Consider the following 23,619-nt stretch of genomic DNA (forward strand, 5'->3'; position numbering starts at 1 on the left):
TCATGACCCGATGCCGAAGTCGGCGGCGATCTCGGCGTTGGTCGGCGGCGAATCCCAGTCGCCGGACAAATCTAGCTGCCCAGCAAGCGAACCAATCGCTACCCGGTTGACATCGCGCACCAGGGGGACGATCTCCGCAAGCGGAGTCTCCGCGCGATCATTGATGATCTCAGCCGACAACACCATCACCTCCTGCTTGGCTAAGGCCTTAGTCTAGCGCTGGGGCTTCGCCGCGGACCCCGGACAGCACACCGAGGAGAATGTGGACCATGCCCACCCCAGCGCCCCGGCCCAAGCAGCTCGACTCGCCCCTGGTCCCCAGGGTTATGAGGTACATGGCCAAGTGCCAGGTCTGGGTCTACCGGCGCACCCGTGGCCGCATCGGCGGAAAGTGGCGAGTCGGCGCGGGGCTGCGCAAGCCCGTGCCCACCCTGCTGCTGGAGCATCGCGGCCGCCGGTCGGGGCAGACCTTCACGACCCCGCTGCTCTACATCATCGACGGGCTTAACATCGTCGTGGTGGCTTCGCAAGGTGGGCTGCCCAAACATCCACAGTGGTACCACAATCTGCTCGCCACTCCCGACACCCGGGTGCAGATCCGAGCCGAGCACAAGCTCGTCCGGGCCAGAATCGCAGACCCGCAGGAACGGGCCAGGCTGTGGCCGCTGCTCGTCGACGCCTACGCAGACTTCGACAACTATCAGTCCTGGACCGAGCGCGAGATCCCGGTGGTGATCCTGCAACCCGCTGACGCCTAAGCCACGTAAGCGTTTCTGAGCCGCTGCACGGTTTCCGCGGGCAGTTGCAGCCCATCGGAGAAATAACCGTCGATGGATCCGTAGCGTTGCCGCATCTCGTCGAGGGCGGCGGCCAGGTATTCCCGTTGCACGCCGAGCACCGGGATCAGCAGGTCGGCGTTGCCGCCCGCCGCCACGAACCGGTCGAAGAACGGCTTCAGGGTGGGCAGCAACTGCTCGTTGGTGAGCAGATATTCGGCGTAGACGTCGTCCTCGGCCACGCCCAGGAGCAGCAGCAGAGCGGCGGCCGCCCAACCCGTGCGGTCCTTGCCGGTGGTGCAGTGAAACAGGATCGGGCCGTTTTCGGCCTCGGCGATGTCGGTGAAGAACTCGCGGTAGCCGGTCAGCGCGCTGGGCAGCCCGATGAGTGTGCGATAACCCTGCTCGAAGAGGGCGACGCCACGGCCTTCGCCGAATATGCGCTCAGCCGCTTGCGGATCGGACAGGGCGTCGAAGATCTGGGTGGGCGCCGCGCCGGGGAGGTCTTTGACGATGTCAACGACGACGTGGCGAGCGCCGGGTGGCAGCTGCTCAGGCGCCGCGGCGCGCTCGCCGTCGGTGCGCATGTCGTAGACCGCGCGGATGCCGAGCCGGGCGAACTCGTCGGCGGCCGCACCCTCCAACACGGTCAGCTGGGCCGAACGAAACAGCAGCCCGTGGCGGACCCGACCCGGCCCGGCAGGCCAACCGCCCAGGTCTCTAAGATTTGGCACACCTTGGATCCCCGCGTAAAGCCCTGCCATGCCTGCCCCGTATCTCTCGTCAATCCCGCAGCTATGGTTGATCATAAATGACTTTTACCGTCGTTCAATGTGGGCCTGCGTTTGCGGGCCGATGAGGTCCAAAGTGTAGCCAGCGGGGTAGGCGGGGTTTGCCTTGCCGGGCCACCAAAGGTCGGCAGCCTGCGGCGGCCTGTCGCGGGCGAGCCGGGCCCGCAGCCTGAGCGCACGGGTGACCAGCCACGTCATGGCTTTTGCGGGCGTGGGTAAGCCGAGAGCCCGGCGCATCGGCTCGTCCAGCAGCACGTCAAGCGCCGCGCTGGCGACGGGCCGTAACGGCCGGGGTAACCGCTGGGTCGCCATCTTTCTAGATGCCTCGATGAGGGCCTTCGCTGCGGGGTCGAAGGCGAAATGGTCGCGCTCGTAGCGGTCGAACCATGCTTCGTAGGCCTCCCAGGTGTCCGGCAACGCGTCGATGTTCATGTGTTCGCCCAGGCGGCGGTAGAAGTGAAAGGTGGCCGCACGCTGCGCCGTGGTCAGCTTGCGAGCGCCGAAGCGGTCGATCAGACGGCTGGGGATGAAGATCAGCGTGCCCAGGACGTACCTGTACTCGTCGTTGGTGATCTCGTAGATGAGATGCATGCGGTTGAGCCGGGAGACGATCTCCCGGCCACGCGGGTGCTCGAAACCGTGGTAGATCAGCTCGTACATGATGATGCCGGTGTCATAACCGCGTTTGACCGGCCTGCTGATCAGCTCGCCGGTGTCCAGCAGGAGCCGGGCGATGGACGGAATCGCATAGGTGCGGTAGAAGGCGATCTGCAGGCCGAGCCGGGCTTCCCGCCGGAATTGGCTCAACACCAGGTCGCGGTAGACAAGCTCTTCCCCGTGGCGTTGCTTCACGGCACGACTGTGCCTCAGACCGCCCGGATCCGCCAGCGGTTACCCGCTGGCCAGTCCATTTGCGGACAGCGGGCGACGTATCAATGTTTTCGCGCGCTGCCTCTGTCTGGGTAACAGCCGCCTAGTGAAGGGGACATCGTGACATCACCGGCCAAGGCAGACCCGATCGAGCTCAGCGTGTGGGTCGCCAAAACCATCCTGGACTGGATCAAGACGCAGGACGGAGTGAAAGACAAGCAGCAGGCCAACTTCACCGTCGGCGTCACCAAGGGTGGCCGCATCATCATCAGCAAGGTGGGCGGAATCACCAAGGCTTCTGCCATCATGAAGGATCTGAAGACAAACATCACCACTTTCCCTTGGTACCACAAGAGTCTTGAGATATACACCGCGCAGACGTTCAGCGAGCTAGGCAACAGCAACCACGGCGAGATGTGTGTGCTGGCCGCTTCGGACGCCATGGTCGATCCGCTGATCTACATGCTGTGCGCCGGGGACAACTGTGCCGCCTGCCATGACACGCTGCTGTCGGCGAAAGTCATGTCCGGCAACGCGAAGGCCGACGGCACCCAGGCCGGCTGGTCGCATCCGCGGGCCAAAATCGCGCTCGGCAACCAGCTGTCCAGCTCGTGGGAGAAGCAGATTGAGGAACTGCACCGATACAACACCAGCTCGGACGAGGAGAAGAAGAGCTTCACCTCGACGCACCTGCAGATGCTCTACGGCGCGCCCGCCGGCAGCTTCGAGCGTCTTGTCTGACATAGGACAAAGGGCGCCGCGATGAGCGCGGCGCCCTCGTTGCGTGGTATCAGGTGGTGATTCTTCCGGTTCCGGAGTTGGCCATGACGCTCGCCTTGACGCCACCGGAGGCTTCCGCGGTGTACCCGTAGGGGATCGAAGCCACCGATCCGCCGGTCTGGCCACCGCCACTGTTGACGAAGGTGTTGTTGCGCGCCACCAGAGTTCCGGCCGGGCTTGAACCCTCGCCGAGGTGGAACGGGTCCGGCACGTTCTCGAAGTAGTTGCCCTCAACGAGTACGCCACCCTCGATCGTCGACGCCACGCCGTAGTCACCGATGTTGCTGTAGTAGTTGTTGAACACGTGCACCGGGTTGCCGAAGCGCACGCGAGGATCGCGCGAGTTGCACCCGGCGAACCAGTTGTGGTGGTAGGTCACGCGCAGGTGGCCGCGATCCTCGGCGGCGTTGCTGTCGCTGTGCCCGACCAGAGAGCACTTGATGTGGTCGTGCAGCCTGTTCCACGACACGGTGACGAAGTCGGCGGCGTGCGTGATGTCGAGCAGGCCGTCGTAGAAGTCGGTGCCATGCGTGGTGTCACTGGACAGATCGTTGTGATCGATCCAGAGCCGGGTCGCGTGGTCGATGTGGATGGCGTCACCGTTGCCGCTTCCGGCTTGCACAAAGCCGATTCGCATGTTGCGGACGATGACGTTGCTGACATCGCGCATGTTGAGCCCGCAGCCGTTGAGCCCGGAGCCGGAACCGACGCCGAGAATCGTCTTGTTCGACGCCACGCGCACATCAGCGGAACAGCTGAAGCTTCCCTGCACCCGGATGATCATCGCTGAGGTGGAAGCGGCCGCCGTGGTCAGCGCGGACAGGCTGGTCACCGTGACCGTTGCCCCGCCTGCACCGCCGGTGGTGCCTCCGCCCTGGGTCGCCCAGCCGATCAGGCCGTTGTTCGGTGGTGGTGGCGACGGTGGCGGCGAACTCGGGGGAGTGGTGCCACCCACCTCGAAGTCGAGGAAGTCGATGTTCGCCAGGCCGTTGGCTGTGGTCGGGCTGAGCCGGATGGTGTTGTTGCCCGCGTTCACCGTGGCGGTAAGGGTCTTGGTGACCCAGGTCGTCCAGGCGCCGGTGCCCTCGTACGAGACGTTCTGGACGGTCGCGCCGTTGACGATCAGGTTGGCGGGACGGGCCGTGGTGGTGCCGTTGGCGAACCGGACGCCGAGGGTGGCCGTCCCGGCCGCCGAGGCGCTCACCGTGAACTGCAGGTCGGCCCCGACCGCGTTGGTGGCGTTACAGAACCCGCTGCCCGAAAAGCCGGCGTGGTCGGAGTCGATGGTCCCGTTGCAGGTGGCCGGTGAATTCTCGGCCTCATACCTGGTCGGCGCGGCATAGGCCGTCCCGCTGTTGAGAACCATGGCCGCGGTCACGATGGTGGCCAATGCGACTGCACCGCCACCGATTGACCGCCGCTTTACTGACGAAGCTGCCTTCATTCGCTTGCTCCTGGGGGTCTCGGCCCCGCTTCGGCGGCATCATGCGAACGCCGATCGAACCGGGCGCATGCGTGAATGATGATGCGACGCCGCCCGGTAGCGCCGATAGGAAAGCGCTTTCCCATCGACAAAGATGATAGTGATGGATTGCGTACGGGTCAACACGTGGCGCTTTATAGTTTGGCGATCAAACGAATGCTGGACCATCCGCGGGCCAATCGGTACAGTTACACGCGGCGATAACGGGCGCGCCATCAGTGTCCATTTCTGACACCCGAGGATGTGCCATGCCCTCACGTGCCCTGCGCATGTGCGCCGTCATTGCGGCGTTCACCCTGCTCCCACCCGTCTTCGTCGCCAGCTCAGCGGCGGCGGCGCCGGTCGTGTTCACCTCGACCGCGGTCAACCGCAACGGCAACAACTGCGCCACCGTGCCCGGCGGCCAGACCGGCAACGGCGTCCAGCTGACCCAGGAGGCCTGCACCGGCAACGCCATTCAGAACTTCACCTTCACCCCGGTCGCCGGCACCACCGACCAGTACAACATCGCCACCGTCGCGGCGGGCCGCTGCGTCGACGTGTTCGGAGCGTCGACCGCGGACAACGCCACGATCATCCAGTGGAGCTGTCACGCCAACAACAATCAGCGTTTCCGGCTGGTTCCGGTGGCGGTGTCCGGTACAGATAAAACTTTCAATCTCCAAGCAGTGCACTCGGGCAAGTGCATCGTGCCCAACGCCGGCGCGGCCACCGCGGGCACCGCGCTCGTCCAGCTTCCTTGCAGCACAGCGACTTCGCGGGTGTGGCGGCTGGCCGGCTACAACCCGGGCACGCCCGGCGGCGGCGGCACTTTCCGCAACCCGCTGGACCCGCAGGGCGCCGACCCGTGGCTGACCTACTACAACGGCTTCTACTATCTGGCCGCCACCACTTGGAACCGCACCATCACCATGCGCCGCTCCGCCACCCTCGGCGGCCTGGCCACCGCGCAGGAGACGGTCATCTTCAACCTGACCCGCCCCAACGGCGCGGGCACCCTGTGGGCGCCGGAGTTCCATCTGCTCACCGGTCCCAACGGAACCCGTTGGTACCTCTACTACACAGCCGGTGTGGAGCCGTTCAACCTGGGCACCCAGCGCATCCATGTGCTGGAGAGCGCCGGGCTGGACCCGATGGGCCCCTACACCTGGAAAGCCGACATGCTCGACCCGCAGCAGGACAACACGTGGGAGCTTGACGCCGGCATCTTGCAGCTCAACGGAAACCTCTACCTGATGGGCACGTTCTACAACGGCCAGCAGCCTTTGTTCATCCGGCCGCTGAGTAACCCGTGGACGGCCAGCGGCACCCGCCGCATCCTCACCACCGCGACCCTGCCCTGGGAGACCATCGGCGGCTCGGTGGCGGAAGGCCCGGTAGCGTTGCAGCGAAACGGGAAAACCTTCATCGTCTACTCCGCCAGCCACTGCTCGACGCCCGACTACAAGCTCGGCATGCTCACCTACAACGGTGGCGACCCACTGCTCTCCTCGTCCTGGATCAAGTCGCCGAACCCGGTCTTCCAAAGGTCCAACGCCAATGGCGTGTACGGGCCCGGGCACAACGGCTTCTTCAAGTCGCCGGACGGCACCGAAGACTGGATGGTTTACCACGCCAACGCCTCCGCCTCGGCGGGCTGCGACGTCAACCGCACCACCCGCGCCCAGAAGTTCACTTGGAACGCTGACGGCACACCGAATTTCGGCGTCCCAGCCGCGCTGAGCACGGCCCTGCCTGTTCCGTCGGGCGAGCCGACCTCCTGATAGTCACGCCCCGGCCGCCGGCTCTGTGCCGGCGGCCGGGGCGCTGGCTTTCACCTCATCGGCGATGACGGCCGCTGGGTGCGCGCGTCAGCTCATTGCGCGGCGGGCTGCCGGAAGCGCGCGTGGTCGAGAAGTCGTACACGAGGTGACAAGGCTTAACCGGCGCGGCTCCAGATCGCGGCCGCCGCCGGTTGCCCCGCCTTGACCTGCCGCTGGCGAGCGACCGCGGCAGGAATGCGAAGGATGCACAGCAGGCACACCAGGCCGGCGATGAGCGCGGCCACCAGGATCGGCCACGGCTGGTCCCCCAACCCGGTCATGCGCCCCGATCGGGCTGACGAAAGGTAGAACGCCAACAAAGCCACCGCGGCGATGCCGAAGAACACGCCGAGGCAGCCGAACAGAGCCGTGGACGAGCTTGGCGCCACCGCAAGCAGCCGCGCGGAGACGACTCGGGGCGCCGCTTTCACCGTCTGCCGTGCCGCTTGGCGCTTGGCGATCGAGGCGTCGCTGTCGAGGAGCACCCGGCGGGCCGCCTCGGTGCCCGCGGCCGAGCTGTAAGCGTCGGGCACGCTGAGGACAGCGTCGCCCTGTCCACATCGGGGACACGTTGCCGGCTGATTGCCATAGCTGTCCGAAACCATGCCTACACCGCCATCCGCGAAATTTGCCATGACCTGGTTGACGGTATCGGACTTTCGCGGTTCATCTTCGGCCCGCCTTGCGCCTTACGCTCAGTGGCAGGCCATCGACCGGTGTCGTTGACAGACAGGAAGTCCAGTCGTAAAGTCTGTTTACTTATCCGGTTCAGTAACGATCGCGAAGGAGGTAAGCCCGTGCGTCGCCACCTCTGGCGGACAGCCATCACGGCTGCCGTCCTGGCCCTGGCCGTCGTCACGGTCGGCCAAGCCGCGGCCCTGTCCTTCCCCCCGTCCACCCGGGCTCAGCTGATCAGCTTCCTCACCGGGATCTCGGGGCAGAGCATGCTTTCCGGGCAACACAACCGGGAGCCCAACTCCGATCCGACCCGCTATACCCGTCTGGCGCAGGGCATCACCGGCCAGACGCCGGGGTTGTGGGGCGGCGACTTTCTCTTCCTGCCGGCCGATGTCGGTGCCCGGCAGACCATGGTCAGCGAGGCCATCCGGCAATGGCAGGCGGGCTCGGTCGTCGCCCTCACCTGGCACCTGTGCCCGCCGACGATCGGCGCCACGTGCGGCTGGGACACCGGCGGCATCCTGGGCGATCTGACCAGTGCCCAGTGGACCGAGCTGATCACCGATGGCACCAATCTCAACAACCGGTTCAAGCAGCGGCTGGACGAGGCCGTGCCCTACCTTCGGCAGCTGCAGAACGCCGGGGTACCGGTGCTGTGGCGGCCCATTCACGAGATGAACGAAGGCTGGTCGTGGTGGGGCGGTCGTCCCGGAGCCAACGGCAGCCGCCGCCTCTACCAGATCGCGCACGACTTCCTCACCGGTACCAGAGGGCTGACCAACCTGGTCTGGGTGTGGAACGTCAAGGACGTCAACATGGGCTCGCTGGGCGACTATTGGCCGGGTGCGTCCTATGTGGACATCGCCAGTCTCGACGTGTGGGTCAAGATGGAGCCCAGCGCCAGCGACTATCAGGCGATGCTCGGCGTGGCGGGCGGTAAGCCGATCGCCCTGGCCGAGGTCGGCCGCGTGCCCAGCCCGGCGCTGATGAACGCCCAGCCGCGCTGGGCCTGGTGGATGGTGTGGGCGGAATGGCTCACCGATCCGGCCTATAACACCAACGCCGCTGTGCAGAGCTCCTACTTCGCGCCCCGGGTGCTCAACCGTGGCGAGTTCAGCATCCCGGGCGGCGGGGGCGGCGCACGCACCGGTCCGGTCACCGGCGTCGCCAGCGGCAAATGCGCCGACGTGGCCGCCTCGAACCCGGCCAACGGCACCCAGGTGCAGCTGTGGACGTGCAACGGCACCGGCGCGCAGATCTGGGCGGTCGGCGCCGACGGCACCGTACGTGCCCTGGGCAAGTGCCTGGATGTCAACGGCGGTGTCAACGCCAACGGCACCAGGGTGCAGATCTGGGACTGCATCAGCGGCAACCCGAATCAACAATGGACCTACAGCACGGGTGCCAGAACGCTGGTGAACCCGCTGACCGGAAGGTGCCTGGACGCCACCGGGCAGTTCACCGCCGACGGCACGCCGCTGCAGATCTGGGCCTGCAACGGCCAGACCAATCAGCAGTGGAACCTGCCCGCTTGACCCGCGCCATGCGCAGGGCGACCCCGTCGGCGTCGCCCTGCGCATCGGTGATTACGGCGTGAGGACGACGCGCCCGCCGACACCGCCCTTCTCGAGCAGTTCGTGCGCGGCACGGGCCTGGTCGAGCGGAAACGCCTGGGCCACCCGAAGACGAAGTACGCCGTCGTCGACTAGTTTGGACAGTTTGGTGAGGCGGGCGCCGTCGGCGAACACCTCCTGGACGACGACGCGGGTGCCGCGGATCGGGGGCGGCGCGAAGGGGGCCACCAGCGCGACGAAGGTGCCGCCGCCGCGCAGCGCCTGATGCGCCGTGATGCCTAGGACAGCGGCGTCGATCACCGCGTCCACCCCGCCGGGAACGATGCCGCGCACGGTCGCGCCGAGGTCGTCGGCGGAGGTGATGACCTCGCCCGCGCCCAGGGCGCGCACCCTTTGCGCGTCGTGGGGCCGGGCGAGGGCGATCGTGCGCAGCCCGCGCAGCGCCGCGAGCTGAAGCGCGAAGCCGCCGACACCGCCGGAGGCGCCGGTGACCAATAGCGTTGCGCCGGGCTCGAGGCCGGCCAGGTCCAAGGCGCGATCGGCGGTGAGCGCGTTGAGCGGAAGGGTGCCGGCGTCGGTGAGCGGAACCGAGGCCGGGGCGGGGGCGACGGCGGACTCGTCCAGTACCACGTATTCGGCGTGCGCGCCCGGGGCGAACAGCAGGTCGCGCAGCCCGATCACCGCGTCCGAAGTTTGGAAGCGGGTGACGCCCGCGCCGGTGGCGTCGATGTGGCCCGCGACATCCCAGCCCAGCCCGAACTGTGGCAGGGCGGGCATGAGCCCGGCGTGGATGAGGCGTCCCGCGCGGGCGGAAAGGTCTATCGGATTGACCGCGGACGCGGCGACCCTCACCCGGACCTGCAGCTGTCCGGGCTGGGGCAGTGGGCTTTCGGCAAGCTCGAGCACGTCGGGGCCGCCGGGGGTGCGTACGATGATCGACTTCATGGAATGAACGCTAGGCAGCGGCGGTTGGTCGGCAAAGAGAGCACTTTCGAGTGCCTGGAGCACCCGGAGGAAACCATCACCACGATGAGCGCCACGGACAAGCGTGAGCTGACCCGTCATGAGTACAACGCCAACCTGGCGCAGTGTCCAGGTCACGAACTGCTGGCGGTGTTGAGTGACAAGTGGGTGACCCTGGTCGTCAGCGCGCTGGGGGAAGGCCCACTGCGGCACAGCGAGTTAAGGCGGACAGTCGCGGGCGCGAGCCAGAAGATGCTCACCCAGACCCTGCGCAAGCTCGAACGCGACGGGCTGGTCAGCCGCGCCGTCACCGGCTCTGTCCCGCCCCGGGTCGACTACGAGCTGACCCCGCTGGGCCACAGCCTGCTTCCGTTGCAGAAGGCCATCAAGGCCTGGGCGGAGGCCCACATCGGCGCGGTGCACGACGCCCGCGAGCGCTACGACACGGCCACTGTCCGATGAGGAATCGTGTGGCTGTCCACCTTGCTCACGGCGCACGGCGGGTGGAGACCACCATCGCCAGCTCCCATCGCGTGCCGTCGGCGTGCCGCCAGGTCTCGGCCCAGGCGAAGAAGGTCTCCTCCGCTGTGATGGCGCCGGTGTCGTCGGGATAGGTCAGCTGGACCCGCTTGGTCACCAGCACCGTCGCCAAACTGCCGTCGCCGGAAACCTCGATGACCGGCTCCGCGATGTCCTCCCACGCCTGGAAGGTGACCAGGCCGAAGTAGCGCTCGAAGCGCTGCAGGCTCTCCTCGCGGCTGGGCCGGGACACTACGCCATCGGAGACGGACACGAAGTCGCCGGCGAACATGGCCACCATCGCGGCGGCATCACCCTCCAGGTGTGCCCGGCGCTGCTCTGCTTGCAGCCCCAGCAATTCCTTCACGGCACGCATGGGCTCCACGGTATCGCTGCCGCCAGCGTCGCCTGCGTGTCCTCACTTCGTCAACCATTGCGATGAGGAAAGCTTATGCCATGTGTACCACCAGTATCGCCGGCTTGGATCATGGCGCTAGATCGCCCAAGCACGCCTCATCGCCCCGCGCGGCTGAACCCCGGAGGGCCAAATGATTGATCGTAGGAGTTTGCTGTTGGGCGGCCTGGCCATGGGCACGCTCGGGGCATCCGCCGGATACAGCACGTCGCCGTTCGTGGCCACGGACGGGCCTGAGGTGCTGGCCGCCGACGAGGCGCGATCGCGCGGCCCCGTGGTCGAGTTCCGGGTGGAGGCCCGGACGTCCGAGGTGGACCTCGGCGGCAGGGTCATGCCGGCCTGGTGCTACGGCGGAGCCATCCCGGGCACGCCGGTGCGGGTGAAGGTCGGCGACCGGCTGAAGGCGACGATGGCCAACCGGTTGCCGCACGAGACCAGCATCCACTGGCACGGCATCCCGGTGCGCAACGACGCCGACGGCGTGCCGCACCTGACGCAGGAGCCCGTCGCCCCCGGCGCCGACTACACCTACCAGTTCACCGCGACCCACCCGGGCACCTACTGGTTCCACCCGCACACCGGAACTCAGCTGGATCGCGGCCTGTACTCGCCGCTGATCGTCGAGGATCCGAATGAGCCTCTGGTCTACGACAACGAGTGGATCGTGGTCCTGGACGACTGGACGGAACGCGATCCCGACGAGGTGCTCGCCGATCTGGAAAAGGGGATGACGCACGCCGGGATGGGGCACACCAGGGCCACCAGCAACCTTTTGGGAGGCGATGCGGGCAACGTGCAGTACCCGTATTTCATTCTCAATGGGCGCTCGCCCGCCGATGCCGCGGTGTTCCAAGCCAAACCGGGGCAGCGGGTCAGGATCCGGTTCCTCAATGCGGGTTCCGACACCGTTTTCCGGGTCGCTGTCGGCGGCCACCAGATGCAGGTGACCCACGCCGACGGCTACGCGGTAGTGCCGGTCCAAACCGATGCCCTGCTGCTCGGTATGGGCGAACGGTACGACGTCATCGTCACGCTCGGCGATGGGGTGTTCCCGTTGGTGGCGCTGGCCGAGGGCAAGAACGACGCCGCTTTCGCGATCATCCGCACCGGGGGCGGGGAAGCGCCGCCCGCCTCGGTGCGCCCGGCCGAGCTGAACCGCCACATCGTCAGCTACCGTCAGCTCAAGCCGGCCGCCGCCGTGGAGATGCAGTCAAAGCTGCTGGACCGATCGATCCGGCTTCAGCTCACCGGCAGCATGCGCGGCTACAACTGGGGCTTCAACGGCAAGCGTTTCGACCACGCCAAGCCGCTCAAGAACCCCTATGAGGTGGTGATCGGGGAGCGGGTGCGGTTGGACTTCATCAACACCACCGGCATGTTCCACCCTGTCCACCTGCACGGTCACACCTTCGCGCTCGGCAGTCCGGCCGGGCCGCGCAAGGACACCGCGATCGTCCTGCCCGGCCAGGTGCTGAAGGCCTACTTCGACGCGGACAATCCCGGTCTGTGGATGATTCATTGCCACAACGTCTACCACGCCGCGGCCGGCATGATGGCCGTGCTCGCCTATCGCCGGGAGGCATGAGCGGCCATCCGCGCTCGAGAGGTCGGTGGGCGCGCTCGCGTTACTGCGGGCGCGCCCACCGACCCCCGGCTTAACCCGGCTCCTGCTAGGCGGCGGGGCCGACTGAGGTTAGGGCGGCGCGGAGGTTGGGCAGTGGGCCGATGCGCTGGCTCAGGTCGCCGGTCTGCGCGGAACCGGTGGCCTTGAGCAGATTGCTCATCTGGCTGGCGGTCATGACCTGGCGGCCGGTGGCTTTGAGGTAGGACTGGATGGCCACCACGACCCCGGTGACGATCGGGCCCGCGCCGGAGGTGCCGCCGAAGGACCGGGTGTAGCGGACGTTGATGTTGGCCGGCGTGGTGCCCCCGAAGAGGTTGCCGTTGCTGCCGGTGGTGGTGATGTTGTTGCCCCAGCCCTGCACGTCGACGCGGGAGCCGTAGCTGGAGAAGCTAAGGCGGGAACGGCTGGTGCTGGAACCGGCGCCGACGATGATGGCGCCCGAGTCGCGTACCGAACGGTTGAAGCGGCCCTGGAAATTCGCGGCGTCGAGGTTCTCACCGCCGTTGGCGCCCGTCTCGACAACGACCACGCCGAGCTGGTTGAGCACCACGAAAGCGTCGAAGACCGATTGAACCCATTCCAGTGGTACGTAACGGGTTCCGCCGTTCGGGCCGACCGTCTGCTGTTCGATGAGGACGGTGTCGCCGCGGGTGAGGATGGTGGCGAGGAACGACAGCGACGAGGCGGGGCGGTAGGTTGTCCCGCCGGAGCTGAGCCGCTGAATCGGGGAGATGCCGAACATCGAGGCGTCCGGAACGCCGCCGGTCACGCCGTAGGCGTTCTCGTCGGCCACGAGCTCACCGAAGACCGCTGTGCCGTGCTCGTCGGCGAAGCCGGTGTAGCGGGGGAACTGGGTGCCGCCCAGGTCGCTCGACCAGGTCAGGTTCAGGTCCTCGTGGAAGGGGTTCCAGTCGTATTCGAGGTCGACGATGCGAATCCCGGCGCCGCGGGCGCGCGGGTTGATGGTGCTGCGGGCGTAGTCGGCGTCGACGCCCTGCGGGGCCGGCCGCTGGTAGCCCTGCATGGAGGTGAAGTTCGGCGAGACCGGCGGCAGCGCGGCCTCGGGGGCCGGGTAGACCGATGCCACGACGGGCGATGCGGCCAGATCGGCGAGCGCCTTGTCCACATTGGCCTCGGCGGGCAGGGTGAGGTGATACCACGAGGCCATGTCCGGCGCGGTGGCCGAGATGGAGGCCCGGGAAAGGCTCGCCAATGTCTGCTCGTTGAGCAGCGGGTCAAGCAGAACGGCGTGGTGGCGTTGCAGCAATGTGGACACGGCGGTCAGGTCGGCCCCGCGAGCGCTGTGCAGGGTGGCGCTTGTGCCGCGTACCCCCAAAGTTTCCTGGAATTTGATTTCGAGCAGGACGTTGGGCTTCACCGCTTGCGAGGCCGTGACGGGCTGGCCGTCCGGCAGCTTGGCGGTAACGGTCAGCTCGGTGGTGGCCGCGGTCAGCGCGCCGTTGTCGCGCAAGGCCTGCTTGTCGAAAAAGAGCCCAAGGTCGGCGCGGCCATCGGAGTTGCGGTCCGCCACGACGGTCAGCGGCTGTCCGCTTTCCCAGCGGGCGACGCCGGTGCCGCCCAGGCGAACGGTGTCGGGATCGACCTGGGTAACGTCGATTTTTTCGGTGCTGAAGAGGGTCATCGACAGTTGTCCGAGACCCGCGAGGTTCGGCGAAGCGGGCGCATCCACCGGCACCACAGCGGTTTGCATGTCACCGGCTGCGGCTGCCGCCGGCGCGACAATGCCGGAAGCCACCAGCGAGGCTGAGAAGACAAGGGACATCAAGAGTCTGGGCACGGATCTACTCCATCTCGTGAGGGACAGCGAAGGTGCCCGCCACTCGCGTCTGTAGCGAGTGGCGGGATTTTCCTTGGGGGATAGGGGATTTAGGGCCGCAGATCGGGCTCGGCGGCTTGGGCGGCGTTCGTCACGGCCGTCTGCTCGGTGGTGCTGAGCAGGCCACGGCTGCGCCAGGTGTTGCCGACGTTAGTCACCTGGGTCATGAAGGCCGCGTGGCTGGCGAAAGGTGCCGCCACCCAGACCGCGTCCAGGAAGGTCTGCGTGCCGGAGAGCCTGTTCGGCACACCCGAGCTGCGGGTGCCGAACACGATGGTGGGCTCGTTGCGCCGCACATAAAGGTGATGGGCCTGGGTGTCGCCGAGATATACCGGCCGCAGGCGCAACCCGTTGCTGTCGAACTGGTTGGTGGAGCCCGCCACCGGTGTCAGCGCCAACCGGCCGTCCAATTTGGCGTTGGCGTAGAGCGAGAAGTTGCGCAACGTGGTCGCGGTGCTTATCGCGCCGAGGATGAGCGGGCCGTGCCGCAGCGACTGCACGCTCGGCTGATCCAAAGTGGACTCGCTCCGGGTCTTGAACGGGAACATCACGCGCACCGTGTCGCCGCTGACCCATGACCGGCTCACCTGCAGATAGGTGCCGGGCGTCTTCGTGCCGGTCTGCTCGACACCGTTGATGAACAGCCGGAACCCGTCCGCCCATTGGGGAATCCGCAGACGCAGTGCGAAGGTCGCGTTGCCGGTGACCGTCAGCGTGCTCTCCTGCGCGCGCGGGAAGTCGGTGGCCTGCGCGATGGTGACGCCCTTCTCCGTCCACTGCAGAGTGGACCCGATGTAAAGGTTGACCCATAGGGCCGAGTGATCGGGCGCTCTGAAGTAGATGGTCTCCTGGTATTTGGTGTGGTTCTCCAGGCCGGTGCCGCCGCAGCAGGTGCCGGTGTTGCCGAAGGAGCGCACGCTGCCCAGCTGCAGCGGGAAGAAGTAGGTGACGTTGGGGCTGCTGGTGCTGTTGGCGTCGCGTCGCGAGCCGAGGATGTGGTTGACCAGGCCTCGCTCGTAGTAGTCCATATACGCCGCGTTCGTGTCGTGGAAGAACAGATTGCGGGCCACCCGCAGCAGGTTGTAGGTGGTGCACGTCTCGGCGCCGTTGCCGCCGATGGACCCGGCGATGTTGCCGCGCGGCTGGAACAGCTCAGGGTTGGTGTTGGCGGGCAGGCCGGTGGCGGCGGGCCAGGTGCCACTGGTCCCGCCGTGGGCGTACATGCGGTTGGGCACCACCATGCGGAAGAAGTTCTCGGTCACCGTACGGTAGTCGGCCACCCCGTTCTGGTCGAAGACGCGCAGGTAGCCGAGGAATTGCGGCACATGGGTGTTGGCGTGCAGGCGGGTCAGCGTGTCCGTGTTGGCCAGGGTCGCGCCGAAAAGCGCCTGCCGGTTGTCGAAGCACAGCGCGGCGGTCAGATATTTCTGCTGACCGGTGAGCGCGAAGAGGTCGGCCATGACCTCGTTCATCGCGCCGAACTCTCCCGCGATGTAGATGGACCACATCCGGTTGAGGGTCGCGCGTGGCAGCGCGTTGAGCCGCTGGGCCACCCAGTCGCCCATCTTGGTCACCACGGTGAGCGCCTGCGTGTTGCCCGCCAACAGATAGGAGTCGAGCAGGCCACGCATGATCTTGTGGAGGGTGTAATAGGGCGCCCAGATTGTCGGGTAGGTGGCGAACGATTCCAGCTGTATGAACTGTGTTTCCGGGTAAGCGGAAAGGAACCCGGGGTGGCTGAACCTTCCCGCCATCGCCGTCTGGCACTGCGCCAACCCGGCCACCACCTGGTTCACCTTGTCCAGGTAGACAGTCGAGCCGGTGCCCGCGTAGGCCTGGGCGAACATGGTCAGCAGGTGACCGCTGAAGTGCCCGCGCAGATTGCCGGTGGCGTCGTCCCAGCCGCCGGGCGGCGAGGAGCCGGCCGGCGTCGGCAGCCCAGCCGTGACCCGGAAGTTGTGCAGCACCCGGTCAACGGAGTAGGCCGAGGCGTAGTTGAGCACCCGATCGCGCTTCTCGGCGAAGATGGTGCCGTTGGCGATGGATACCCGGTGCAGCGGGAAGGGTTTGACCACCCAGCGCGGGTTGGCGTCGAGAAACGCTGTCTGCGGCGGCTCCGCGGCGACGGTGACGTCGGCCGAGGCTGATCCGGGAGTAGCGATGGCAGAGCCGACGACAGTCACGCCGGCAGCCTTGAGGAAGTCTCGTCGGTCGAGCATTGCAACTGACCTCTCCATGGAGGTGACGTGAACTGCTCGCCCGTGTACAAGTTCGCGCACAACGATTTTCTCGACGATACCAAATATCCGGCCGATGGCGCACGAGTTTAAATGCATCTATTTTGTGATCACGAACGAGGCTACGATGTACCCGTCTTCGCGAGCTGATCCTCAAGTGAGGTGATTGGCGTGCCACGCAGAATGGTTTTCGTCATGGTGGCCGCATTGGCGGCGCTGTCGAACGCGGTGGTGGCCGATCCGGCCGGGGCGGCCCCATTGGCCGCACTGCCGGTGCCGGTGGTGCACCCGATTCAGGTCACCGGGCCGCCGGCCGAGCGGCTCAACCTGATCATTCTCGGTGACGGGTATCAGGCGGATCAGCAGAGCATCTTCCTGGCCGATGTGGACCGCAACCTCGCGGTCATGTGGGCGACCGAACCGTTCCGCACGTACCGCAGCTACCTCAACGTCTACGCGGTGGAAATCGCCTCGATCCACTACGGCGTGCGCTGCGACCCCGACGGCCGGGTACGCCACCCGGACGGGACGATCCGCGACACCGGCCAGCGCGAGGGGCCGATCGACACCAAGAACACCGCCCTGCGGATGATCTTTCAGAACGGCTGCAACGACCCGCTGGCCCGGGGCACCGTCTACGGTGCCGCGCCGGTCGACTGCGCAAGCTACGCCGATGCCTATCCGCCGGGCGTGAACCCGTGCGAAACCGGGAACCAGGCGCACAATCGCATCCTCGACACCTATGTCATGCCGGTACTGGGCATCCCGCGCACCTCACAGAATGTCCAGACCCTGGCTATTTTCAACACCTTCACCTACGGCGGCATCGGCGGCACGAGCGCGACGACCTCCGGCGGCTCCCCGCAGGGCCCGCTGATCTCGTTGCACGAGCTGGGTCACTCGCTGGGCACCATGGCCGACGAATACCCCTACTCCTCCCGTGACGTGATCCGGCCCTGTTACACCGGCGGCGAGCCGGGCAGCTTCCACCACACCGTCTACACCAGCACCGAGCAGATGGTCGCCGATCAGCAGAAGTGGTGGCGCTGGCTGGGCGAGGAAAGCCTGTCCGGTGGAACGATCGGGCTGCACGAGGGCGGCGGCACGTTCCCCTGCGGCCAGCGCCGGCCCAGCGAGCATTCGATCATGCGGTGGATCGGCTTCGACTGGGACCAGATCGGGCGCGAGCACATGGTCGCCCGGCTCACCGGCATGCGCAACGCCGGCCAGATGAGCCTGCGGCACACCGCGCTCGGGACAGTACCGGCCGATGGCGTGCTGTGGGTGGAAACCGGGCACCCGCGCTATCACGAGCTCCTGGTGACCTGGAGCGCAGGCGGCGCCGTCCTTGACACCCACGGCAGCCGCAGCCTCGATCTGGGTTCGCTCAACCTGCCGCCCGGCACGGTGATCCGGGTCGAGGTACGCGATCCCGTTGGGCCGCAAGGAATCGACTGGGTACGCAATCCGTCCGACGGCAACACGTCAACCAACTCCGGCTACAACGGGCCCCGGTTCGTCCAGAGTCGTGAGTGGACGGTCGGCGAGCCAGGTGTGACGCCGGAACCGCCGACCGCCGAGATCACCGCGTCGACGATGACGAGCCAGCCGGTCGCCGGCGACGAGGTCGTCTTCGTGGAGACCAGCCATCCGGCCGACCGGGTGCTGAACGTGGTGTGGTCGCTGAACGGCTCACCGTTGCCGAACCCGGACAACAGCCGCAACCTCGACCTCGGCGCGCTGGCGCTGAGCGCGGGCTCGCATCAGCTGGCCGCCACGGTGACCGACCCGGCCGACCCGGGCGGCGTCTCCGACCGTGTCGAGTGGACGATCGACAACTCGGCGCCGACCGCACCCCGTACCCTGTCTACACCGTTGACTACCCTGCCCGGCGCGATCGAGCATCCGGTGTACTTCGACGGCTGGGACATGTTGCTGCAGCCACAGGACGACCTCACCAGCTATGCCGGGCAGCGGCATGTTGTCGGGCAGTTGCGGCTCGACCACGACGGCTGGTTCAACTACTTCGGCTTCCCGGAAAGGCCGATGCCCTCCTCGCCGTTCCAGTTCCGCCACTCCGGCACCAACGTGAAGGCGCTGACCTACGGCAACCTCGGCACCGGCGGGCTTTCCCGGGCGACGTTCGAGCAGACCCTGCCCGACGACCACCCCAGCGGCGGCTTCATTCCCGGCTTCGGGACGCATCTGGTCGAGCACCGCGCCATCGACCCGTCGGGGAACATCGGCCCCGCCGACAGCTACCGGGCCACCGTGCTGCCCGGCGCATCCCCGGCGTGCACCACCACGCTGACCGGCCGCCAGAACAGGGTGACCGCAAGCACCGGCGTGACGTGCTTGACGAACGCTCAGGTGGCCGGGCAGGTGACGGTGCGTGCGGGAGCGTCGCTCGTGGTGCGGGACAGCACCATCAGCGGCTCGCTGGTCTCGGTGGGCGCCCAAGCCGTGCAGCTCTTCGGCTCAACCGTCAATGGTGCTGTCACGCTCACGATGACGCGCCAGGACGTGACGCTCGCCGGGAACACCTTCAACGGTGCCGTTGTCCTGGCCGGCAACACGCAGGTCTCGGCGAACGAGCGCTACTCCCGGCTCGCCGGGGCCTACGGGCCGATGCTGGTCGGCAACCGGGTCAACGGTGCGCTGAGCTGTTCGGGCAACAGCGCCGCGGTCAAGGACTTCGGCGCGCCCAACACGGTGCGCGGCGCGAAGACCGGCGACTGCGCGGCCCTCTAGCCCTTGAGGAAGGCAAGCAGGTCGGCGTTGAACTCGTCCTGGTGCGTGGCGGTAAGGCCGTGCGGCGCGCCTTGGTACACATGAAGAGTGTTGTTTTTGATGAGCTTGGACGAGTTGTTGGCTGAGGCGACGATGGGCACGATCTGGTCGTCGTCGCCGTGGATGATGAGTGTGGGCACGTCGATTTTCTTGCAGTCCTCGGTCAGGTCGGTCTCGGAGAAGGCCTTGATGCAGTCGTAGGCGGCCTTGAAACCGACCGTCATGCCCATCAGCCAGAAGCTGTCACGCAGTCCCTGGCTCACCTTGGAGCCCTTGCGGTTGGCGCCGTAGAAGGGAGCGCTGAGGTCCTGCCAGAACTGCGAGCGGTCGCGCTCGACGTTGCTGCGCAGGTCGTCGAAGACCGTGCGGGGCAAGCCATCTGGATTGGCGTCGGTCTGCAGCATGAGTGGCGGGATGGCGCCCACGAGCACGGCCTTGGCGACCCGCCCGGTGCCATGCCGCGCCATGTAACGTGTGATTTCGCCGCCGCCGGTGGAATGGCCGACCAGGACGACGTCGCGCAGATCGAGCCGCTCGATGACCTCAGCGAGGTCGTCAGCGTAGGTGTTCATGTCGTTGCCGTCCCACGGCTGGCTCGACCGGCCATGGCCGCGCCGGTCGTGGGCGACCGCGCGGAATCCGTTGGAGACCACGTACCACATCTGGTCGTCCCAGGCATCCGCGGTCAGCGGCCAGCCGTGGCTGAAGACCACGGGCTGTCCGGTGCCCCAGTCCTTGTAGAAGATTTCTGTTCCGTCCTTGGTGGTTACCCTGCCGGTGCTCATCGTGCATCCCCCTGCTCTCCAGTCGGCGGGTAGAGACAGACAGCGCCTTACCTCGCCGATTGGGCGATCCTGGCGTGTTGGTGAGGTTTGCCCTTGCCGGCTGCCCTCATCGGCGGCCGGCCGGCGGCGTCGTAGCGACGCGAACACCAAACAGACTACCGGCCACCAGCGGCGCGGCGCCGGTTATCCCGGGGCTCAGCGGAAAGGCTGAGCCCCGGTCGGGGTTACAGGCGGTGTCGGGCGTCCTCCCGGGCCAGGTTGGCTCTCAGGTCGCGGCTGCTCGGCCAGTCCGGCTGCGCCTGATCGGTTCGGCTGCGCCTGACCGCGCGGTAGGTCAGCACGGCCGCGATGCAGAAGACGGCCTGCGCCATGGTGTTCATGCCCTGCTGAACCCATTGGAAGGCAAGCGATCCGCTGGCGGCGTGCCCGCGCAGCGGGATCAGCGCCATCACCGCGAGGATGCTCACCGGGAACAGCGCCGCACCCAGGCCGCTGCCGTGCTTTGCGGCGCGGACAGTGCCCAGGATGCTGATCCACACCACCGCCACGGTGGCGAAGACGAAGGTCGGCTGCACCGAACGTTGCACCACCGCGAGCGCCGCGACGAGCGCGCCCGCGATGACCAGCGGGGAGGACCACCAGCGCAAGGATCGGTGCAGCGACACCGCCAGCAGCAGCCCACCGGCCGCCAGCAGGGGGAACAGCAGATCATCCAGCCAGGGCACGTCCATGCCCCAGGCGGCGTGCAGCAGCTTCCAGGTCGACTTCGCCGCGCCCCCAGCGCCCATGAGGACAGCGCCGAGGCGGCCCAGCACCGACGGTGCGAGCAGCACAAAGCCAAGGAACGCCAGTAGCGTAGGGACGAAGTCTTCCACCGCCAGGCCCACACTGACCGTCGGAGGTGCCGTTTCGTCGGCCGGCACAGCCCAAGACATCCCCGTTGCCAAGACATTCACCAACATGGGCGTGAGCCTAGACCTGTGCCGTGACGGCGTTCCAGTGTGCGAAACGGACACGGCCGCCGACCTGCGGCTTCATCGTCCACAAAAGACTGGCGTCACCTCACCAATCCGGGCGCAGCGGCATCCCCGACCGGTGGTCCGGCCCGAGTTTCACCCCCAGGATCTGGTGGAGCTGAATGTTGTTGCGGTCAAAGCCCCACCGCGACCCGGCCAGGTAAAGCTTCCAGATCCTGGCCTTGCGCTCGCCCACCTCCGCGACGGCTTCCTCCCAGTGCTCGTCGAGATTGGCCGACCAGGCGGCCAGCGTCATCGCATAGTGCTCGCGCAGGTTCTCCTCGTGGTGCACCTCGAAACCGGTGTCGGTCATGAGGGACAGCAGGTAGCCGGGACCCTCCAGCTCGCCGTCGGGGAAGATGTAGCGGTTGATGAAGTAGTTCTCCCGCACCGCCGGCTCGAGGTTGTTGGGCCGGGTGATGCAGTGGTTGAGCAGCCGGGCGCCCGGCTTGAGCTTGCCGTAGAGGAACTTGAAGTATCCGGGGAGCTGGGCCTTGCCGATGTGTTCGGTCAGGCCGATCGAGCTGATCGCGTCGAAGCCCGTCTCGGCGACGTCGCGATAGTCCAGATGGCGCACCTCGGCCAGCTCGGTGAGGCCGCGCTCGGCGATCGCCTTCTGCGCCCACTCCGCCTGCCGCAACGAAAGCGTGACGCCGAGCGCCTTGACGCCGTAATGCTCGGCGGCGTGCATGACCATGCCGCCCCAGCCGCAGCCGATGTCGAGCAGCCGCATTCCCTGGCGCAGCCCGAGTTTCTTCGCGACCAGATCGTGTTTGGCCCACTGCGCCTGCTCGAGGGTGGCTTCCTCGCTCGGATAGACCGCGCACGTGTAGGCCATGGACGGGCCCAGAATCCAGCTGTAGAACTTGTTGGACACGTCGTAATGGTGCGAAATCGCGGCCTGGTCACGCTTCTTGGAGTGCCGCCGGCCGGGCAGGTGCCGCACCTCTTCGGGCGGCACAGGGACCCGCTTGAGCAGCTTGAGCCCACCGAGCTTGCGGAACAGCTCGATTTTGCGCCTCAGCGTGGTGCCCAGATCCAGGGTGCCGGCATGGGCCAGGGCGGTGTGCACATCCCCGTGAATTTCCAGGTCGCCCATGACATAGGCGCGAGCCAGGCCGAGGTCGCCACCGGCCTGGGCGACATAGGCCAGCGCCCGCGGCGATTTGATTTCGATGGCCACCCCTGCATCCGGCGAGCCCGCACGGCTGCCGTCAAAGGCCCGGACCTCAATCTGATCGGTGAGTCCGGTGCCATCCGCAAGAATTTCAGCCAATCCCATAGCTGTCGTCCTCACTTCGCATTTGTGCATTTGGTGTACAGGTCTGGAAGTCTTCCCGCTGGATCGTAAGCCGCTTTGATCGGGGCGTAGGCATCGCCGTGGTAGAGCCGCCAGAACTCTTCGCGTCCGTAGTGGACGGTGGAGTACAGCGACTTGTGCCCGCCCAGCGAGGTCACCTCGTCTTCGATGAGGCGGTTGTAGTACCCAACTGACATTCCTGGTTTTAATGACACACTCGACCAGAAACCGAAATTGACGTAAAGGGATTCCGGCTCCAATGGGTACAACGGCCACGTTTTCGATCCGCGAAGGCGCAGCGGGCAGAGCCACACCGGCGTGATGCCCACTTCGCGGTGAAAAAAGTCGAGGAACTCGGCCGCGTGTCCCACCGGCACCTCGACATCTTGCACGACCGGCTCCTCGGCCTGCTGGCCGCGAGCCTTGCGGACCCGGTCGGTGAGGCGATGCTTCCGGTCAAAGGCCACTATTTTGTGGTACGTGTCGGAGCGTCGATAGCGCCGCGGCCAAAGCGCCCGCACGAACTTGTTCTGCACCCCGAATGCCCGCGAACACCAGAACCAGTCCGTGTCCCAGCGCCATAGATAGTCCGACACCGTCAGATAGTCGGTCTGCCTGGTCTGCAGGGAGCGGTAGTAGATGTCCATTCCGGTGTAGTCGCTGGTGGCTGGCGCCTCGTCGGTGAATTCGGCCAAGGTTAAATAGATTTCATCACGGCTGAACACCGTTCCGTCGACGAAGTCGTTGGATTCGTTCGCGCATTCCTTGACCAGCGCCGCAAACGCCTGCTCCGCATCGTCGAAGCGAACATGGCGAAGCTTGACGTAAGGCTTGACCGGCAAGAGCTCGATCTTCAGCCGCAGCGCGTAGCCGAGCGTGCCGTAGGAGTTGGGAAAAGCATCGAAAAGCGCGGCATGCTCGTTATCGGGACGGGCTATGACTATCCGCCCATCTCCGGTAAGAATCTCCATCTCGAGCACAGACTCGTGGGGCAGCCCGTGCTTGAACGAGGTCGACTCGATGCCCAGACCCGTGACCGCACCACCGATGGTGATCGTCTTGAGCTGCGGCACCACGTAGGGCATCAGCCCATGGGCGAGGGTGGCGGCGACCAGGTCTTCATAGGTGGTCATCCCCTGTACGTCGGCGGTGCGCTCACGCGCGTCGACCTTCAGTACCTTGCCGAACTCGCTAACATCGAGCCTTGTCGCTGGGTCGCCGGCTCGAAAGCGGAACAGATTCGACGTGCGCTTGGCCAGCCGAACGGGAGAATCCGCAGGTAAAGCACTATAACTACGCTGCAGGCGCGCTGTGGCCACGGAATGGTCCATTCCCTCACCTTAGTTCCGTCCGCGCACTGAGATCAATGTTTGCCTAGA

General features: G+C 66.5%; 20 protein-coding genes. 7 read left to right on the forward strand and 13 right to left on the reverse strand.

From position 1 onward, the window contains the following. Entirely contained in the window at positions 1-186 is a 186-nt protein-coding gene (locus Rhe02_RS17455) for a prevent-host-death protein (RefSeq protein ID WP_203909296.1), read from the reverse strand. A gap of 83 nt (positions 187-269) precedes the next feature. Between Rhe02_RS17455 and Rhe02_RS17460 the strand changes: the two genes are divergently transcribed. Next, on the forward strand, positions 270-758 hold the full coding sequence (locus Rhe02_RS17460; RefSeq protein WP_239123883.1) for a nitroreductase family deazaflavin-dependent oxidoreductase: 489 nt from the start codon (positions 270-272) through the stop codon (positions 756-758). Here the strand turns inward: Rhe02_RS17460 and Rhe02_RS17465 are convergent. Together Rhe02_RS17465 and Rhe02_RS17470 are read right to left on the reverse strand one after the other, a co-directional pair. After that, on the reverse strand, positions 755-1,510 hold the full coding sequence (locus tag Rhe02_RS17465) for a tyrosine-protein phosphatase (protein ID WP_203909297.1): 756 nt from the start codon (positions 1,508-1,510) through the stop codon (positions 755-757). The two genes, Rhe02_RS17460 and Rhe02_RS17465, sit on opposite strands and share 4 nt — an antisense overlap. Positions 1,511-1,594: 84 nt before the next feature. Continuing rightward, positions 1,595-2,419, reverse strand: coding sequence for an oxygenase MpaB family protein (locus tag Rhe02_RS17470; RefSeq protein WP_203909298.1), 825 nt, complete (start codon positions 2,417-2,419; stop codon positions 1,595-1,597). 138 nt (positions 2,420-2,557) lie between these two features. Here Rhe02_RS17470 and Rhe02_RS17475 point away from each other — a divergent pair, with 138 nt between their 5' ends. Further along, positions 2,558-3,178 (forward strand): hypothetical protein, encoded by a 621-nt coding sequence (locus tag Rhe02_RS17475; protein WP_203909299.1) that lies wholly within the window; start codon positions 2,558-2,560, stop codon positions 3,176-3,178. 49 nt (positions 3,179-3,227) lie between these two features. Here the strand turns inward: Rhe02_RS17475 and Rhe02_RS17480 are convergent, their stop codons facing one another. Continuing rightward, positions 3,228-4,661, reverse strand: coding sequence for a pectate lyase family protein (locus tag Rhe02_RS17480; protein ID WP_239123884.1), 1,434 nt, complete (start codon positions 4,659-4,661; stop codon positions 3,228-3,230). Between the two features lie 287 nt (positions 4,662-4,948). Between Rhe02_RS17480 and Rhe02_RS17485 the strand changes: the two genes are divergently transcribed. Beyond that, complete coding sequence (locus tag Rhe02_RS17485) at positions 4,949-6,463, forward strand: family 43 glycosylhydrolase (protein WP_239123885.1); 1,515 nt, start codon at positions 4,949-4,951, stop codon at positions 6,461-6,463. A gap of 155 nt (positions 6,464-6,618) precedes the next feature. Here the strand turns inward: Rhe02_RS17485 and Rhe02_RS17490 are convergent, their stop codons facing one another. Continuing rightward, positions 6,619-7,137 carry a hypothetical protein gene (locus Rhe02_RS17490; protein ID WP_203909300.1) on the reverse strand — a complete coding sequence of 173 codons (519 nt, stop codon included), beginning with the start codon at positions 7,135-7,137 and terminating at the stop codon, positions 6,619-6,621. A gap of 162 nt (positions 7,138-7,299) precedes the next feature. Here Rhe02_RS17490 and Rhe02_RS17495 point away from each other — a divergent pair, with 162 nt between their 5' ends. Next, a complete protein-coding gene (locus tag Rhe02_RS17495; protein WP_239123886.1) occupies positions 7,300-8,715 on the forward strand; it encodes a glycosyl hydrolase in 1,416 nt (471 codons plus the stop codon). A gap of 51 nt (positions 8,716-8,766) precedes the next feature. Here Rhe02_RS17495 and Rhe02_RS17500 read toward each other — a convergent pair whose 3' ends face one another. Next, positions 8,767-9,699: an NADP-dependent oxidoreductase gene (locus Rhe02_RS17500; RefSeq protein ID WP_203909301.1), complete on the reverse strand. Its 933-nt coding sequence runs from the start codon at positions 9,697-9,699 to the stop codon at positions 8,767-8,769. Between the two features lie 84 nt (positions 9,700-9,783). On the opposite strand from Rhe02_RS17500, the gene Rhe02_RS17505 reads away from it, so the two are divergent. Continuing rightward, positions 9,784-10,179: a winged helix-turn-helix transcriptional regulator gene (locus tag Rhe02_RS17505; protein ID WP_203909384.1), complete on the forward strand. Its 396-nt coding sequence runs from the start codon at positions 9,784-9,786 to the stop codon at positions 10,177-10,179. A gap of 25 nt (positions 10,180-10,204) precedes the next feature. Here the strand turns inward: Rhe02_RS17505 and Rhe02_RS17510 are convergent, their stop codons facing one another. Further along, positions 10,205-10,612 (reverse strand): DUF4440 domain-containing protein, encoded by a 408-nt coding sequence (locus tag Rhe02_RS17510; protein ID WP_203909302.1) that lies wholly within the window; start codon positions 10,610-10,612, stop codon positions 10,205-10,207. Between the two features lie 172 nt (positions 10,613-10,784). On the opposite strand from Rhe02_RS17510, the gene Rhe02_RS17515 reads away from it, so the two are divergent. Next, positions 10,785-12,236 (forward strand): multicopper oxidase family protein, encoded by a 1,452-nt coding sequence (locus Rhe02_RS17515; protein WP_203909303.1) that lies wholly within the window; start codon positions 10,785-10,787, stop codon positions 12,234-12,236. Positions 12,237-12,321: 85 nt separating this feature from the next. Here Rhe02_RS17515 and Rhe02_RS17520 read toward each other — a convergent pair whose 3' ends face one another. Together Rhe02_RS17520 and Rhe02_RS17525 are read right to left on the reverse strand one after the other, a co-directional pair. Continuing rightward, on the reverse strand, positions 12,322-14,073 hold the full coding sequence (locus tag Rhe02_RS17520) for a S8 family serine peptidase (RefSeq protein ID WP_203909304.1): 1,752 nt from the start codon (positions 14,071-14,073) through the stop codon (positions 12,322-12,324). Between the two features lie 89 nt (positions 14,074-14,162). Further along, entirely contained in the window at positions 14,163-16,331 is a 2,169-nt protein-coding gene (locus Rhe02_RS17525; RefSeq protein WP_203909305.1) for a beta-L-arabinofuranosidase domain-containing protein, read from the reverse strand. A 189-nt stretch (positions 16,332-16,520) separates the two neighbouring features. On the opposite strand from Rhe02_RS17525, the gene Rhe02_RS17530 reads away from it, so the two are divergent. Continuing rightward, positions 16,521-19,100 (forward strand): M64 family metallopeptidase, encoded by a 2,580-nt coding sequence (locus Rhe02_RS17530; RefSeq protein ID WP_203909306.1) that lies wholly within the window; start codon positions 16,521-16,523, stop codon positions 19,098-19,100. Here Rhe02_RS17530 and Rhe02_RS17535 read toward each other — a convergent pair. The 4 genes from Rhe02_RS17535 to Rhe02_RS17550 form a co-directional block, all read right to left on the reverse strand. Continuing rightward, positions 19,097-19,924, reverse strand: a complete 828-nt coding sequence (locus Rhe02_RS17535; protein ID WP_203909307.1) for an alpha/beta fold hydrolase — start codon at positions 19,922-19,924, stop codon at positions 19,097-19,099. The two genes, Rhe02_RS17530 and Rhe02_RS17535, sit on opposite strands and share 4 nt — an antisense overlap. 224 nt (positions 19,925-20,148) lie before the next feature. After that, on the reverse strand, positions 20,149-20,886 hold the full coding sequence (locus tag Rhe02_RS17540; RefSeq protein ID WP_203909308.1) for a hypothetical protein: 738 nt from the start codon (positions 20,884-20,886) through the stop codon (positions 20,149-20,151). Positions 20,887-20,986: 100 nt separating this feature from the next. Then, entirely contained in the window at positions 20,987-22,222 is a 1,236-nt protein-coding gene (locus tag Rhe02_RS17545; protein ID WP_239123887.1) for an SAM-dependent methyltransferase, read from the reverse strand. 11 nt (positions 22,223-22,233) lie between these two features. Continuing rightward, the gene (locus tag Rhe02_RS17550) at positions 22,234-23,571 is read right to left on the reverse strand and encodes an FAD-binding oxidoreductase (protein ID WP_203909310.1); all 1,338 of its coding nucleotides are present in this window, start codon (positions 23,569-23,571) and stop codon (positions 22,234-22,236) included. Positions 23,572-23,619: the final 48 nt, after the last annotated feature.

The organism is Rhizocola hellebori (assembly GCF_016862955.1).
Classification (GTDB): domain Bacteria; phylum Actinomycetota; class Actinomycetes; order Mycobacteriales; family Micromonosporaceae; genus Rhizocola; species Rhizocola hellebori.